This is a genomic window from Arthrobacter vasquezii (genome assembly GCF_029455255.1).
Classification (GTDB): Bacteria; Actinomycetota; Actinomycetes; order Actinomycetales; family Micrococcaceae; genus Arthrobacter_D; species Arthrobacter_D parietis.
In genome coordinates this window covers 20,871-35,697 of the sequence record NZ_JAROKN010000018.1, presented here as the reverse complement: position 1 = coordinate 35,697, position 14,827 = coordinate 20,871, and the positions used below count along the sequence as shown (strand labels likewise).

General features: G+C 62.2%; 14 protein-coding genes and 2 pseudogenes. 12 read left to right on the top strand and 4 right to left on the bottom strand.

Features of this window, described 5'->3' with window-relative positions:
• Positions 1–5 precede the first annotated feature (5 nt).
• Positions 6–719, top strand: coding sequence for a lipoate--protein ligase family protein (locus P4U43_RS08800; RefSeq protein WP_277358394.1), 714 nt, complete (start codon positions 6–8; stop codon positions 717–719).
• Positions 720–792: 73 nt separating this feature from the next.
• Here the strand turns inward: P4U43_RS08800 and P4U43_RS08795 are convergent, their stop codons facing one another.
• From P4U43_RS08795 to P4U43_RS08785, 3 genes are all read right to left on the bottom strand, one after another.
• A complete protein-coding gene (locus tag P4U43_RS08795) occupies positions 793–1,422 on the bottom strand; it encodes an MBL fold metallo-hydrolase (RefSeq protein WP_277358393.1) in 630 nt (209 codons plus the stop codon).
• Positions 1,422–2,507, bottom strand: coding sequence for an S-(hydroxymethyl)mycothiol dehydrogenase (locus P4U43_RS08790; RefSeq protein ID WP_277358392.1), 1,086 nt, complete (start codon positions 2,505–2,507; stop codon positions 1,422–1,424). Before P4U43_RS08790 ends, P4U43_RS08795 begins: the two co-directional genes overlap by 1 nt.
• 119 nt (positions 2,508–2,626) lie before the next feature.
• Complete coding sequence (locus P4U43_RS08785; RefSeq protein WP_056547398.1) at positions 2,627–2,884, bottom strand: mycoredoxin; 258 nt, start codon at positions 2,882–2,884, stop codon at positions 2,627–2,629.
• Positions 2,885–3,033: 149 nt separating this feature from the next.
• On the opposite strand from P4U43_RS08785, the gene P4U43_RS08780 reads away from it, so the two are divergent.
• The 11 genes and pseudogenes from P4U43_RS08780 to P4U43_RS08730 form a co-directional block, all read left to right on the top strand.
• Positions 3,034–3,357 carry a chorismate mutase gene (locus P4U43_RS08780; RefSeq protein ID WP_082565998.1) on the top strand — a complete coding sequence of 108 codons (324 nt, stop codon included), beginning with the start codon at positions 3,034–3,036 and terminating at the stop codon, positions 3,355–3,357.
• Between the two features lie 183 nt (positions 3,358–3,540).
• On the top strand, positions 3,541–5,556 hold the full coding sequence (thrS, locus tag P4U43_RS08775) for a threonine--tRNA ligase (RefSeq protein ID WP_277358391.1): 2,016 nt from the start codon (positions 3,541–3,543) through the stop codon (positions 5,554–5,556).
• A 6-nt stretch (positions 5,557–5,562) separates the two neighbouring features.
• Positions 5,563–6,183, top strand: a complete 621-nt coding sequence (locus P4U43_RS08770; RefSeq protein ID WP_277358390.1) for an HIT family protein — start codon at positions 5,563–5,565, stop codon at positions 6,181–6,183.
• Positions 6,173–6,781: a phosphatidylinositol phosphate synthase gene (gene pgsA / locus P4U43_RS08765; RefSeq protein ID WP_277358389.1), complete on the top strand. Its 609-nt coding sequence runs from the start codon at positions 6,173–6,175 to the stop codon at positions 6,779–6,781. Before P4U43_RS08770 ends, pgsA begins: the two co-directional genes overlap by 11 nt.
• A gap of 136 nt (positions 6,782–6,917) precedes the next feature.
• Complete coding sequence (locus P4U43_RS08760; protein WP_277358388.1) at positions 6,918–7,763, top strand: hypothetical protein; 846 nt, start codon at positions 6,918–6,920, stop codon at positions 7,761–7,763.
• A gap of 609 nt (positions 7,764–8,372) precedes the next feature.
• Entirely contained in the window at positions 8,373–11,357 is a 2,985-nt protein-coding gene (locus P4U43_RS08755) for a S8 family serine peptidase (RefSeq protein WP_277358387.1), read from the top strand.
• Between the two features lie 572 nt (positions 11,358–11,929).
• Positions 11,930–12,145 (top strand): hypothetical protein, encoded by a 216-nt coding sequence (locus P4U43_RS08750; RefSeq protein WP_277358386.1) that lies wholly within the window; start codon positions 11,930–11,932, stop codon positions 12,143–12,145.
• A 112-nt stretch (positions 12,146–12,257) separates the two neighbouring features.
• Positions 12,258–12,548, top strand: coding sequence for a hypothetical protein (locus P4U43_RS08745; protein WP_277358385.1), 291 nt, complete (start codon positions 12,258–12,260; stop codon positions 12,546–12,548).
• 24 nt (positions 12,549–12,572) lie between these two features.
• Complete coding sequence (locus tag P4U43_RS08740; RefSeq protein ID WP_277358384.1) at positions 12,573–13,571, top strand: S41 family peptidase; 999 nt, start codon at positions 12,573–12,575, stop codon at positions 13,569–13,571.
• Positions 13,572–13,763: 192 nt separating this feature from the next.
• A complete protein-coding gene (locus tag P4U43_RS08735) occupies positions 13,764–13,904 on the top strand; it encodes a hypothetical protein (RefSeq protein ID WP_277358383.1) in 141 nt (46 codons plus the stop codon).
• Between the two features lie 38 nt (positions 13,905–13,942).
• A pseudogene (locus tag P4U43_RS08730) lies at positions 13,943–14,224 on the top strand (AAA family ATPase); the annotation flags it as partial.
• A gap of 93 nt (positions 14,225–14,317) precedes the next feature.
• On the opposite strand, the pseudogene P4U43_RS08725 reads toward P4U43_RS08730, so the two are convergent.
• Positions 14,318–14,810: pseudogene (locus tag P4U43_RS08725) on the bottom strand (transposase); the annotation flags it as partial.
• Positions 14,811–14,827: the final 17 nt, after the last annotated feature.

Below are 14,827 nucleotides of genomic sequence, written 5' to 3'. Positions count from 1 at the left end.
GACACATGATTCCTCGTGCCTGGTCTGAAGGGCGCCTGCAGGTCCTACACGAATTGTCCTCGGGTGCGGCAGCGGACATGGAGCGCGGGCTTACCCTTTTACGCGCAGCGGCAGCTGGGGACCTCGGGCCCACGCTACGGCTCTACCGCCCCCAGCCCACTGTTGCCTTCGGGCAGCGGGACACCCGTCTGCCCGGTTTCGGGACGGCTTCGGACGCCGCCCGGACGCATGGGTTCGAGCCACTGGTCCGAAAGGCGGGCGGACGGGCTGCGGCCTACCACCACGGGTGTCTGATCGTGGACCACATCGAGCCCCACCATGACGCGGTCGCCGGATCGCATGCCCGGTTCCGACTGCTCGGTGAGATCCTTGCAAAATCGCTGTGGCGGGTCGGCGTTGATGCCCGGATGGGACAGATTCCCGGTGAATACTGCCCGGGCGAGTTCAGCGTGCACGGCGTGGACGGCACCCAGGCCGTGAAGCTGGTCGGCACCGCGCAGCGAGTCATCTCCGGTGCATGGCTTTTTTCCTCGGTGATCGTGGTGGAGGACTCTGCATCGATTCGGTCAGTCCTTGAAGCGACGTACTCGGCGCTGGAACTTCCGTGGCAGCCGTCGACGGCGGGGGCCGCGGAAGACCTCGTGCCCGGTCTCGCCGTGGACGCGGTGGCAAGCGCCGTCGTCGCCGCTTACGAGGATGTCGCGGCCCCGGTGCCGTAGCTGCTCAGGCTGGTCCTTCTGAGGCCTGCTGCCGGCCGGTCGTTCTGAAGATCGAGCCGGCCGGCAGTCGGGTTCAGTGCCCGCGGGCGATCCACTCGTCGAGGTTCGGTGCTTCTTCGCCGATGCTGGTCGAGTCGCCGTGCCCGGTTCTCACCACGGTGTCCGCGGGGAGGGTGAACAGCCTGGTGCGGATGGATTCGATGATCGTGGGGAAATCGCTGTAGGACCGTCCGGTTGCTCCCGGCCCGCCCCGGAACAGGGTGTCGCCGCTGAACAGGGTGCCGGCGTCGGGCAGGTAAAAGCAGACCGAGCCGGGGGAGTGGCCGGGCGTGTGAATCGCGTGGAGGGTGACTCCGGCGACGCTGAAGGTATCGCCGTCGGCAATGGTGGCTCCCGGAACGGTATCCGGGTATACCGCGTCCCACAGCATGCGGTCTTCGGCGTGAAGGTGGATTGGCGCTCGTACTGTGTCGAAGAGCTCCCCGACAGCGCGAATGTGATCGTCATGGCCGTGGGTCAGCAGGATCGCGCGGACCTGGCGCCCGTTGATCTGGTCCACGATCGCGCCGGCGTCGTGCGGGGCGTCGATGACAATACATTCGGAGTCGTCGCCGATGATCCAGACATTGTTGTCCACCTCCCACGTGCCGCCGTCCAGGGAGAACGTGCCGGAGGTGACCAGGTGGTCGATACGCGCGCCCATCAGAGCTCCACCACCGAACGCAGCACTACGCCGTCGTGCATTTTGGTGAAGGCTTCCTCCACCTGGTCAAGCGCTATGCGCTCGGTGACGAACGCGTCGAGGTCCAGATTGCCCTGCCGGTAATGATCCACGAGCATCGGGAAGTCACGTGACGGGAGGCAGTCGCCGTACCAGGAGGATTTCAGCGCACCTCCCCGGCCGAAGACGTCCAGCAGGGGAAGTTCGAGCGTCATGTCCGGCGTAGGTACCCCTACGAGCACCACGGTGCCGGCGAGGTCACGGGCGTAAAACGCCTGCTTGTAAGTCTCAGGACGGCCGACGGCGTCGATCACCACGTTGGCTCCGTTGCCGCCGGTCAACCTGCGGATTTCCTCGACCGGATCGGTTTCCTTGGAGTTCACCAGATCGGTGGCGCCCAATCCCTTGGCGAGTTCCAGTTTGCGGTTGTCGATGTCCACCGCGATGATCCGGGTTGCGCCGGCCAGTTTTGATCCGGCGATGGCAGCTATACCCACTCCGCCGCAGCCGATCACGGCTACGGAGTCTCCGCGCCGGACGTTGCCGGTGTTGATCGCTGCACCGATGCCCGCCATGATTCCGCAACCCAGAAGGCCGACGGCGGCTGCATCCGCATCGGGATCGACCTTGGTGCACTGCCCGGACGCTACGAGGGTCTTCTCGGCGAAGGCTCCGATACCGAGGGCGGGCGACAGTTCCGTGCCGTCTTCGAGGGTCATCTTCTGCGCCGCGTTGTGGGTGTTGAAACAGTACTGCGGCTCTCCGCGCAGGCACGCACGGCATTGCCCGCAGACAGCCCGCCAATTGAGGATGACGCGGTCGCCGGGCTGGACGTTGGTCACGTCAGACCCGACGGCGCTCACAACGCCGGTTGCCTCGTGGCCGAGCAGGAAGGGGTAATCATCGCTGATGCCTCCCTGCTTGTAGTGAAGGTCCGTATGGCACACGCCGCAGGTCAGGATGTCGACAAGCGCCTCACCCGGTCCCGGATCGGGAACCTTGATGGTGACGACGGTAGCGGGCGCATCCTTCTCCATAACGACGACGCCCTTGACGCTGTGTGCCATTGAGACAGTCCTTTTCCTCGAGGGTGGGGGAACGTCTCCAGCTTATCGACATTGAAAAAGCAGGACACGCCCGTTATCCGGGCGGATAAAGGGCGTGTCCTGCGAAATTACGAGGGTGCCTAGGCGGCGACGCGCGCTTTCACCTCGGCTGCGGAGGGGTTGGTGGCCGTGCTGCCGTCGGGGAAGATGACCGTAGGCACGGTCTGGTTTCCGCCGTTGAGCGAGGCGACGAGTTCCGCAGTGCCTTCCACTTCCTCAATGTTGATCTCCTGGTAGCCGATACCCTGCGCGTCGAGCTGCGACTTGAGCCTGCGGCAGTAGCCGCACCAGGTGGTGCTGAACATGGTGATGGTGCCGGCAGCGGGTGTGTAATCCACGGTGCTCCTCTGGAGAAATAGCGGACTCGTCGAGTCCGCGGATTATTGCGGTTTCTGTCAGCAAATGTAACGTCTGCGCTGCGCGGACCATTCCCGGTATGCGCGTCATCAACCGTGGCGCTCAGTGGCTCCTCGCGTAGTGTCGCCGTATGCCAAACCCCCTAACGCCCGAGCGTCCGAAGCCCGGTTCGGTCCAGGCCGAACAGCTGAAGGCCGTCCGTATCGCGATCAACGAGGTCGATGAGCAGATGGTCGGGTTGATCTCCCGACGTGAGCGGCTGGTGCGGAGGGCGGGTTCACTCAAGGACGACGACGAGTCCGTGCGCGCGCCGGCGCGGGTCGAACAGGTCATTTCGAACGTTCGAGGTTACGCCGAAAAGCTCGACGTGGATCCCGCTGTGGTCGAACGGACCTACCGGGCCATGATCGAGGCCTTCATCGAGTTTGAACTGAAGGTCCGGCGCACGTCCTGAGCCCGGATCACCCCAGAGCGCACCCGGCAATCGCATAGGTACGCGCTGGTTGGTTGGCCGCGCACGCAACGGATACCATCGAAACACCGCCGCAGGAGTGTTGGGCCTGGGTTGGCCAACATCCGCGGGTACGGTTGATCGATCAGTATCCGTGCACTTCACCCTTATCAAGAGGAGACCTCAGTGTCAGCGCCCCCATCAATCACCCTCATCGTCAACGGCGAAGAGCAGCGGGTGACCACCGGGACTACGGGAGCGGACCTCTTCAGGGAGCAGCGCGACGTCGTCGTCGTCCGTGTAAATGGCGAGCTGTGGGACCTGAGCCGCGCGCTGGAGGACGGCTCGCAGGTGGAACCGGTTACCGTTGATTCTGCGGATGGGCTGAACGTTCTTCGCCACTCCGCCGCGCACGTGATGGCGCAGGCCGTCCAGCAGTTGCGGCCTGATGCGAAACTCGGCATAGGCCCTTACATCACCGACGGCTTCTACTTCGACTTCGATGTCAACGAGCCCTTCACTCCCGAAGACCTGAAGCAGGTCGAAAAGATGATGCTGAAGATCGTCAACGCGAACCAGTTCTTCCAGCGCCGCGTCGCGAGTGAAGACGAAGCCCGCGAAGCGATGAAGGACGAGCCCTACAAGCTCGAACTGATCGGTTTGAAGGGCGGCAACGGCGATATTACTGACGACGACGGCGCTTCCGTTGAGGTCGGTGCCGGCGAGCTGACCATCTACGACAACGTGGACCGCAAATCCGGTGACGTGGTCTGGAAGGACCTCTGCCGGGGCCCGCATCTGCCGAACACCAAACTGATTTCCAACGCGTATGCGCTGACGCGTTCGGCCGCGGCGTACTGGCGCGGCAGTGAGAAGAACAAGCAGCTGCAGCGCATCTATGGCACTGCCTGGCCCACCAAGGAAGACCTCAAGGCCTACCAGGAGCGCCTGGCCGAAGCCGAGCGCCGCGACCACCGCAAGCTCGGCACTGAACTGGACCTGTTCTCCTTCCCGGACGAGCTGGGTTCAGGCCTGCCGGTGTTCCACCCCCGTGGCGGCATCATCCGCAAGGCGATGGAGGATTACTCACGGCAGCGGCACGTCGAGGCCGGCTACGAGTTTGTCTACACACCGCACATCACCAAGGGCCACCTGTACGAGGTTTCCGGGCACCTGGACTGGTACCGCGACGGCATGTTCCCTCCCATGCACGTGGACGCGGAGCTCGACGCCGACGGCAAGGTCCGCAAGCCTGGCCAGGACTACTACCTGAAGCCGATGAACTGCCCGATGCACAACCTGATCTTCCGCTCCCGCGGGCGGTCCTACCGTGAACTGCCGTTGCGGCTCTTCGAGTTTGGGTCGGTTTACCGGTACGAGAAGTCGGGCGTGGTGCACGGACTGACCCGCGTGCGCGGCATGACCCAGGATGATGCGCACATCTACTGCACCCGCGAGCAGATGAAGGATGAGCTCACCGGTACGCTCAACTTCGTCCTCGGACTGCTGAAGGATTACGGCCTCAACGACTTCTACCTGGAACTGTCCACCAAGGACCCCGAGAAGTACGTCGGCGAGGACGAGGCCTGGGAGGAAGCAACTCGGACTCTCGCCGAGGTCGCAGAGGCATCGGGCCTGGAATTGGTTCCCGATCCGGGCGGAGCTGCGTTCTATGGGCCGAAGATCTCAGTGCAGGCGCGGGACGCGATCGGCCGCACGTGGCAGATGTCAACCATCCAGCTGGATTTCAACCTGCCCGAGCGCTTCGAGCTTGAGTACCAGGCGGCGGATGGAACGCGCCAGCGGCCCGTCATGATCCACCGGGCGCTGTTCGGCTCCATTGAGCGGTTCCTCGGTGTGCTGACCGAGCACTACGCGGGTGCCTTCCCAGCCTGGCTGGCTCCCGTCCAGGTCCTCGCCATCCCCGTTGCCGACGCCTTCAACGACTACCTGTTTGACGTCGTCGACAAGCTCAAGGCCGAGGGGATCCGTGCCGAAGTCGACATCAGCTCTGACCGCTTCCCGAAGAAGATTCGTACCGCGAGCAAGGAGAAGGTGCCCTTCGTCCTGATCGCCGGTGGGGACGACGCCGACGCCGGTGCCGTTTCCTTCAGGTTCCGGGACGGAAGCCAGGAGAACCAGGTGCCGGTCGACCAGGCCGTGAAGCGGATCGTGGAAGCCGTCCGCAACCGGGAACAGTAGCGGCATATGCACCACGAGTCGGGCGTTGACGGTCAGATCCACGAGGACACGAACGTAACGGACAGCTTTGAGCTGCCCGGTGTCCCCGACGCCTTCCAGCGCCTGTGGACTCCACACCGCCTCGCATACATCAAGGGCGGGCAGGGGCAGTTCAACAAGCAGGAGGACTGCCCTTTCTGCGCCGCTCCTGCACGGTCCGATCAGGAATCGCTGATTGTCCACCGCGGCACAAGCGCATACGTCGTCCTGAACCTGTTCCCCTACAACCCAGGCCACCTGCTGGTGTGCCCGTACCGACACGTACCCGACTACACCGACATCACCGCCGAGGAGACAGTCGAAATAGCGCAGCTGACGCAGACCGCCATGCATGCGCTGCGCAGCGTAGCCCGGCCCACGGGTTTCAACCTCGGCATGAACCAGGGAGTCACCGGGGGTGCCGGCATCGCATCCCACCTGCACCAGCATGTTGTTCCCCGGTGGAGCGGCGACGGCAATTTCTTCCCGATCATCGCGCAGACCAAGGCAATCACGCAGACCCTCGACGAGGTGAGGGCGCAACTCGCCGCAGCATGGGAAGAAGCCTCCGCTACCCCCACCGATGCCGGAGCGGGCGATGCTGAATAAATACGCGCGGTCATTCTTCACCTCGCTGTTTACACCGCTGGCTACCCTGCTCCTCAAGTGGAAAATATCGCCGGACACGGTCACCGTGGTGGGCACACTCGGTGTGGCAGGAGGAGCGCTCGTCTTCTACCCCCTGGGGGAGCTGTTCTGGGGCACCGTCTTCATCACCCTGTTCGTCTTTTCGGACGTCGTCGACGGAATCATGGCGCGCATGCAGGGCCGCAGCGGCTCCTGGGGCAGTTTTCTCGATTCCACCCTCGACCGCATCGCGGACGGTGCACTGTTTGCCGGCGTCGCGGTCTGGTTTTTCCTCGGCGGCAGCAACAGCGCGATCGCCGTCGCTGCTCTCGCCTGCCTGGTGCTCGGCATGATTGTCTCCTACGCGCGTGCCAAAGCCGAGTCACTCGGGTTCACTGCGAACGTTGGTATCGCGGAGCGCGCCGAGCGTCTGGTGTCGGTGCTGGTCGTGACAGGTCTGACCGGACTCGGGCTTCCTGAGGTAGTTCTGCTGGCAGTCCTGATCCTGCTGGCACTGGCAAGCGTCGTCACCATCGTGCAGCGCATTCTGACGGTGCGGGTCCAGGCTGCAGCTTCCTGAGCGCGATGCATCTGCAGAAGGCGCCGGATGCTGGTCGTGCTTTTCCTTAGGCCTGAGGATAAGCTTCGCAAAGATCGCAGGACCGCACGGAGCAATCAAGTCTAGCGCCAAAGCGGCTACTCAGAGAGGATCGCTTATGGGTTTTGACCAGCAGCATCAGCCGATGAACGCGTCGCCGGTTTTCGGCGTTGTCGCGACAGTAGTCGCGGGCGGTTTGTCTCTCATTGACGCGTCCAAACTGGATGCACCGCAGCGCCGCGCCGTGCATGCCGTAACAGCAGTCCTGACCGGTTTCTACGTCGCCGCTACAATCGCCGGCAGCAAGAGGGGGTTGGTTCCGCTGAAGACGACGGCCGGGATCGCCGCAACCGGTATCGCCCTTCGCTTCGCCGACGCCGGCGACACGATCGACCTGCGCTTTCAGGAGAAGCTGCGCGAGGCCGGGGCGAAACATCCACGCCGCTGGATGGCTGTGGCGGCGGCAGGAACGACGTTCGCCGGCTACCTGAGTGACCGAACCGCCGCCCGGAAGAGCCGGTTCGAGGCGGTGCTCGGCCACCCACCTGAGCATGAGAGGGTGCTGGACCCTGGAGTTCGAACCATCGCCGAAGGCATCCTGCGTGCCCGGGACATCTCGGGGGCGCCGGAGCTTCTGGCGCAACTCGCCTCAGCTCGGGAGGTCTACTGGGACGAGGACTTTACCTCCACCGCGCACTTTCGGGTTCCAGATGAATTTCCCCGCGCTGTGCCCCACAACCAGGTGTTCCCGGTTCGTGCGCAGTTCACCGGTCCGGACGGCACCCTGCTGCAGATCCTGCTGCATATCTACGACGGCGAGCTTGACATGTTGACTGTTGATGCAGCGGACCCGGATGACAGCGATTACGTCGACGGAATTCTCCAGAGTTGGCCGGAACCATCCGAGGTCACACACGTTATCGAAGATCCGGACGGACTGTGCCGAGCAACGAGTAACGGCTAACGTGGCCGCGATGCGTGGAAACCGACGTGAAGATGCTCGGTCAAACTACTAACCATCTTCATTACCGATGCGGCACTTCTCAAAAGACGTGAACATTCGCGAGAGCGATCCCGGGCGAGGGAGGCAGTCCCAGCACGCCGGAGTGCTGGTGCCCGCTAGCTGTAGCGGTCGACGGAGCGTGGATGCTGTGATGCAGGGTCACATTGATAATGTCCCGGCGGGAACTCCGCCCCAAGCCAGCCCGAGCGTAAGCGGCCTTCATCCCTGAACGCCAGCTCACCGGGTGAGGGTGTCAACAGAACCGGGGTAGTCCCGTCTGCTTGGCGGCCCTGGGATTTTTCATTTCCACACGAATCGCTGGCGGCATTGTGGCAGCAGGACTGTTTGCCATCTGTGCAGCCGTTTCATGGCCGGCTGCCGATCAGTTGCGACTCCTTATTCGGAGCATGAGGAGTCAACCGTCGTCGTGTCGTTGCCGGCGCTCAGTCGGTGCAGAGCGCACCGATCACAGTGGTACGGGCAAAACCTTCCCTCGTATAAAATACACGGGGGGATGCAATTGGGCGCTCCCCCCGCCCGCCACATCGGGCCTTCACCTCAAGGACGCTCATGGGTCGCCCCCGTCTCGTATCCGCCGCTGCCGCCACGATTGTTGCGCTGCTCGGCTCCACTCTTTTCGCAATGCCGGCATCGGCTGAAGCGCCCAAGCCGAAGGTGGACGACACCGTCCGCGCGACGCCTGAGCAGAAGCCCACGGATCAGTTCATCGTCAAGTTCAAGGAGACCGCCGGCACCGCATCAGCCCGCGGCAAAGCCTACGGTGCGACTGCCAAAGGCCTGGGCATCAGCGTCAAGGAACTGCGGGCGATGAGCACAGGAGCGACCGTCGTAAAGACAGACCGCGAGCTGGACGCCGCCGCCGCCGAGGAGTTCATCGCCGATCTGGAAGCGGAACCGGCTGTCGAGTATGTCGAACCGGACACCATGATGTTCGCCCTGGCCCCGACACCCAACGACTTGTACTACGGCTACCAGTGGGACCTCACCAGCGAGCCATACGGGCTGGATATTCAACCGGCCTGGGACACCAGCACCGGCTCCGGTGTCGTGGTAGCCGTCATCGACTCAGGCGCCGTCCCTCACGAGGATCTGGATGCCAATATGCTGCCCGGATACGACATGATCGTGAGCAGCGCCATCGCCCGAGACGGGAACGGCCGGGACGCCAATCCACGTGATGAGGGAACCTACGGAGACGGCATCGACTGCGAGGTAGGCCAGTCCTCCTGGCACGGAGCTCACGTCGCAGGCACCATCGCAGCGGTCACTGGCAATGGCAAGGGAGTCGCAGGTGTGGCCCCGAACGCCAAGGTCCTGCCCATCCGTGCGCTGGGCCTGTGCGGCGGCGGCTACACCTCCGACATTGTCGACGGCATCACCTGGGCCTCGGGCGGAACCGTCGCCGGAGTTCCCGCCAACATGAACCCAGCACGGGTGATCAACCTCAGCCTGGGCGGCGATGGCTTCTGCACCAACAGCTACCAGACCGCCATCGACGCGGCAGTAGCCCGCGGAAGCGTCATCGTCGCAGCGGCAGGCAACGAATCCGACGATGCTTCCCTTTACTCTCCGGCGAGCTGCAACAACGTCATCTCGGTGGGCGCAACAGGACGCGACGGTCTGGGCGCGCCGTACTCCAACTTCGGTGACAGCGTCGATCTGAGCGCACCGGGCGGAAAAGTAATCTCCGGTGGGGACGGGCTGATCCTTTCGACGGTGAACCCTGGTACCCAGGGTCCGGCCGCCGGCAGTACGTACTCCTTCATGCAGGGCACCTCGATGGCCGCTCCGCATGTCGCCGGTGTGGCAGCCCTCATGCTCTCAGCCAACCCGTCCCTGACCTCCGCAAAAGTCGAGGAACTCCTCAAAGGAACCGTCGGAGCATTCGCCGGACCTCAGTTGAATCCATACGGCAGCGGCATCGTCCATGCCCCGACAGCGGTCGCAGCAGCGGTTCAAGGTTCCATTCCGGAGCCTGTTCTGCGGGTCCAACCAGGAAGGGTCAGCTTCAACGGCTCCCCGATTGTCGGTGCCACCGTGGGAGTAGTCGCCTCCGGTTGGGAGCCGGCCCCCGTTGAAATGTCGTACGAATGGTTCGTCGGTGACAATCCGATGCCGGTCTCCACAACCTCGCAGTACACGCTGCGAGTTGAGGACCACCGACAGAAACTATCAGTGGTCGCAACCGGTCAGCGAGAGGGGTACGAGCCCGCCTCTGTGAATAACGTCGTGACATCGTCAGTATCGGGCGCCACGCTCATGCCGGGCCCAGTGGCCGTCGCGGGCTCGCACATCGTCGGAGAAACACTTACCGCCAACGCCGGGCAGTGGAACCCGGCGCCGGTCCAGCTGCGGTACGAATGGCTCCGTAATGGAATGTTCATCTGGGATGCGGTTGGCCCCACTTACACCCTCGCAGGTCACGATGTGGGCGCCAACATCAGCGTCCGGGTCACAGGTTCGAAGGCTGGGTACAACCCCAGCTCACGTACCTCCGAGGGAATAGCCGTCCGGGGTGAAACCTTCACCGCGCCGGCGCCCACCATCACGGGAATGCCGAAGGTTGGCAATAAGCTGACCGCGGCAAGCGCCGTCTGGTCTCCAGCCCCGACCGCCACGACCTACCAGTGGCTTCGGAACGGCGTGCCGATCAGCGGTGCAACAGCGAGCACATACACGCTCACATCAGCCGACCGGGGTTTTGCGATCAGCGTGAGGTTCACCGGCTCGAGCCTTGGCTTCATCACTAAAGAGGTCACCAGTGCTCCCACGATCAAGGTCATGGCATCCTTCGCCTACGGAGACTACACCGGAGACGGCAACGCGGATGTCATCGCACGGCGCAGCAATGACCTGTTCATCCATGTAAGCAACGGTGATGGCACATGGCAGGTGCCCTTGCTCATTGGTACCGGTTTCCAAGGTGCGACAAGCTTGATCAAACCTGGTGACTTCAACAACGACGGGTTCGGCGATTACATGGCTCGGGACGCCTCCGGCGCCTTGTGGCTGCACTCAGACATCCGCGGCCACACCCGCAAGCAGATCGGTTCAGGGTGGCAGAACTTCGCCGGCCTGCACGCTCCGGGTGATTTCAACGGTGATGGAAATGTAGACGTCATTGCCCGAGACAAAGCTGGGGCTCTCTTCCTGTACCCCGGTAACGGCAAGGGCGGCTGGCTTGCGAAAGTGAAAATCGGCTCCGGCTGGCAAAATTTCACCGCCATCGTCACCCCTGGTGACTTCAATGGTGACGGCGCAGCCGACATGATGGCTCGAGACAAGGCTGGTGCTCTCTACCTGTACCCCGGTAACGGCAAGGGCGGGTGGAAAGCGAAGGTAAAGATCGGCACCGGCTGGCAGAACTTCACCGCCATCCACGGCGCCGGAGACTTCAACCGCGACAAGAAGAACGACATCATGGTCAGAGACAAACTCGGCGCCCTCTACCTCTACCCGGGCAACGGCACCGGAGGCTGGAAGACCAAGTCGAAAATCGGTTCCGGCTGGAACGGCCAGAGCGCCATCTTCTAATCCTGAGCCACATCCTTCGCAGGGCCCCCTTGACTGGGGTATCCTGCGAAGGTCGTTAAGCTCAACTTCTATGAGCACCTGGTCCGACCTGCTGAACGATTCGAACACCGAGCAGCTGACGAAGCTGCTTGCGTACAGGGGAGCCGAAACCATTCGTGCTGCCGGAGTCGGCGACCAGGCTCAATACCCGCCAGGGAGAGTTCGTCCTACACACGAATCGTGTTGATGTTGAACGAGGGGCACACCCGGGAAACAGGCGGTGGCCAGCGGCTTCCTCCGAGCATGCTCCACCAAGTGCGAAGTGTCTCAATCTGGGTGCTCTCGATGCTTCCGCGCTCAAGAGGTCGGTGGCCCCGACTTCTCGGAGGTATTCGATGGGATGGTATGGGCTGCGAGGGGGAATCATCAGCTTTTGGGGCACGGTAACCCGGCGGCTTCCACTTGGCTAGGGGCGAGGACCAGTTCCGCTGAATTTCGATCAAATCAAACGATTCTGTGACTGATGCGTCGTTTTTCGTGCTTACTGTGGGTGAGTGTTGCAAACCAGCACAAGTCTCAACTAAGGGGAGAACATGAAGAAATTCATTCGGGCACTGTTTGGTCTCGTCTCGCTGTGCACGCTGATGCTGATGGCTGCGATGCCAGCAAACGCCAAGTACATGATTTGCGGTGATGGCACGACCGTGTCCGGATCCGAGTCAGTCCAGTGTGGTGGCGGAGGCTGGGGCGGGGCCCAAGGTGGAATCGGCGACGTGTGCAGTCGCGCCTGTTCTGAACAGCTGACCTAGGAGTATGACGGCCCCGGGCGTCACAGCTTCGGGGCCGTCGCCTCTCCGACCAAGCATTCATCTAGAGAAGGCCCTAATGACCCAAGAGTGGTACAAAAACTTCGATCAGAGAATGTCGCACTCTGTCTCCAATTCGTGGCGAAAGCACCATCAGGTGGCTGGGAAGCGGCAGATGCTCGCCGGGTCCATCGTCACACTGATCGGTGTATGCCTGCTCATCCCAGGCATCAGCCAATATGTCGAGGTGGTCTACAAGGATAGTGCCGGAGGAGTTGGCATGGCCCTCTTCCTTACCGGAGCGGCGCTCGTCTTACTGCTTGCGGGTGTTCTGCTGTCCTGTATTGGATACTTCAGGCGGAGGAAAGACGCGCGGCAGACACTGACTTATGACGACGTAGCCTAGTGATAGCGATTGAGGGAGCAAGCGATGTCTTTACGGCGAGCAGTCCGGTCGACGGCTGCCTATCTCTTTGCACTTGCCCTGATGACTGGTTGCGCATCTAGTGCATCCCCGGGCACTCCGGAGGCAGAGTCCTCCAACGCCCCCGACGAGAACGTACGGAAGTATGTGAGTCAGGCGCTCACCTTCATCGAGGAGAATTCGTACAAAGTTGCCACTGACGAGTCTTTGGACTGGAAACAGCTCAAGGCTGGTGCAATCGAAGACACGGCCAATGCCCAGACCGTCGAAGGGACTCATGCAGTCATCGACGATGTACTGCTGGAAGCCAGCGGAGACCACAGTTTCTTTCTCACACCCGAGGACCTGGCCGAAACTGGTACAGAGGATCCAGTGCACCCGTCAGGATCCGTCCTCGGCGACGGCGTTGTATCCCTAGAAATTCCGGCCTTCAACGAAACTGCGGGCGGGCTTGCCACACGGTACGCAGACGCAGCTGTCGACGCAATCAATGCCAATCAAGGGGAGGCAACGTGCGGCTGGATCGTCGACCTGCGAGACAACACGGGCGGCAATATGTGGCCGATGATTGCTTCGCTCACCCCATTCCTCCCAGACGGACCAGTGATGTCTTTCGTCGACGGGGTAGGAGAGCGGTCTGTTGTCTCTGTCGAGGCTGACAGTGTGTTCTCCGGTGAAGAGCACGTCACTAGCACTACGGGCAGCGCGCCTGAGCTCGCTGACCTCCCGTTGGCGGTCCTGCAGTCGGGAGACACAGCCAGCTCGGGGGAAGCTACGCTTATTTCGCTGTTGTCGCGGGAGGGTGTCCGAACATTCGGAAGCCCGAGTGCAGGCTACGCCACGGGGAATGTCTCTTCGCGGCTTCCCGACGGCTCGATTATCGGCGTCACCCAGTCCCGGATGGCCACCGCTGATGGGACCGGGTACACCGGGGCCATCGAACCAGACGTCGCTACAGACGACCCTGAACAAACCGCGGTGGCATGGCTGAACAGCGTCTGCTGATGCGACCATTCAGCGCTCGGTGATCAGGAGACGTTTACGTGAAGTGGCGCGCATAAGTTGGAGAGCCAGGCGCGGCAGTTCCCATGAAAGACGCGAGGTTCAGGTCGCGCGTCGCGGTGAGCCGGACCATGACTTTGTCACCGTAGTCTTCGAGGTTGAGCATCCCGTCGTCGACGGGACATCGTGCAGTAAATGATCGACAGCTCGGTGATTTTTCGACCGACTTTCCGAGGGCAGGTCATCGATGACAGGAACGCCCTCGCCGTGCTCTCCGGCGGACGGGACCGCCCAACTACGATGACCACACGGCAGCAGGAAACCAACCTCCCGTGAACGCCTCGACCTTAGGATTATGGAGCCCTTGGAGGGATATGGCACCCGGAGGCAAAATTGTACGGCGACCGGTATTGATCCTCTTTTGTGGTCTTCCCGAATCCGGCAAGACCACTGCCGGGTGTGAGCGAGAACGGGAGACGGGTGCCATCCGCTTCAGTACCGATGAATGGATGGCAGATCTAGGCGTCGACTACTTCGATGGGTTGCGCGACGGGCTGCAGTTGCGGCTGAATCGACTTTGGAAAGAACTGCTCGAACGAGGGCAGAGTGTCATTTTGGAAGACGGAACCTGGAAGCGGGGAGGCTGGAAGACCAAGGTGAAAATCGATTCCGGCTGGAACGGACTCAAGGTCATCTTTCAAGCGAGCAGGGACTGTCTCATTTACGGTGTATCCGGCGGTTTGTTTAGTAGTTTCAGCTGCCGGGAATCGGTCGCTGAAAGTGATGCGAAGGCGTTCAAAGCGGGCTTCCAACGCACTGCCCATCGGGTCTTGCCGGCACCGGTCGGATCGAGGGATCGGGTGACCAGATGGAGGCACTTTAGCGCAGCCTGCTCGGTGGGGAAATGACCGCGGGCCTTCACGGCGCGCCGGTACCTGGCATTGAGGGATTCGATCGCGTTGGTTGAGCAGATCACTCGCCGGATCTCTACGTCGTAGTCCAGACGTTGGAGACCACTTCGGGTAGGCCTTTGAGCCCGTCGCAAACCAGGAAGAAGCTGTCTTTGACGCCGCGGTTCTTGATGTCGGTCAGCACACTCATCCAGAACTTCGCGCCCTCCCCGCCGGTGCCGGCCCAGAGCCCCAGGATGTCCTTCTCCCGCGCCAGGGTCACTCCGATCGCGGCGTAGATAGGCCGGTTGGCGACCGAGCATTGTCTGTATTGCAAGCATTGTCTGTCAATACATGCATCGCGGGGCT

Bases quoted from the DNA above. Each gene is read 5' to 3' on its own strand.
- P4U43_RS08800 (WP_277358394.1), top strand. From the start codon at position 6: ATGATTCCTCGTGCCTGGTCTGAAGGGCGCCTGCAGGTCCTACACGAA.
- P4U43_RS08770 (WP_277358390.1), top strand. From the start codon at position 5,563: ATGCACCACGAGTCGGGCGTTGACGGTCAGATCCACGAGGACACGAAC.
- P4U43_RS08790 (WP_277358392.1), bottom strand. From the start codon at position 2,507: ATGGCACACAGCGTCAAGGGCGTCGTCGTTATGGAGAAGGATGCGCCC.
- P4U43_RS08755 (WP_277358387.1), top strand. From the start codon at position 8,373: ATGGGTCGCCCCCGTCTCGTATCCGCCGCTGCCGCCACGATTGTTGCG.
- pgsA (WP_277358389.1), top strand. From the start codon at position 6,173: ATGCTGAATAAATACGCGCGGTCATTCTTCACCTCGCTGTTTACACCG.
- P4U43_RS08745 (WP_277358385.1), top strand. From the start codon at position 12,258: ATGTCGCACTCTGTCTCCAATTCGTGGCGAAAGCACCATCAGGTGGCT.
- P4U43_RS08795 (WP_277358393.1), bottom strand. From the start codon at position 1,422: ATGGGCGCGCGTATCGACCACCTGGTCACCTCCGGCACGTTCTCCCTG.
- P4U43_RS08740 (WP_277358384.1), top strand. From the start codon at position 12,573: ATGTCTTTACGGCGAGCAGTCCGGTCGACGGCTGCCTATCTCTTTGCA.
- P4U43_RS08760 (WP_277358388.1), top strand. From the start codon at position 6,918: ATGGGTTTTGACCAGCAGCATCAGCCGATGAACGCGTCGCCGGTTTTC.
- P4U43_RS08750 (WP_277358386.1), top strand. From the start codon at position 11,930: ATGAAGAAATTCATTCGGGCACTGTTTGGTCTCGTCTCGCTGTGCACG.
- P4U43_RS08735 (WP_277358383.1), top strand. From the start codon at position 13,764: ATGATCGACAGCTCGGTGATTTTTCGACCGACTTTCCGAGGGCAGGTC.
- P4U43_RS08780 (WP_082565998.1), top strand. From the start codon at position 3,034: ATGCCAAACCCCCTAACGCCCGAGCGTCCGAAGCCCGGTTCGGTCCAG.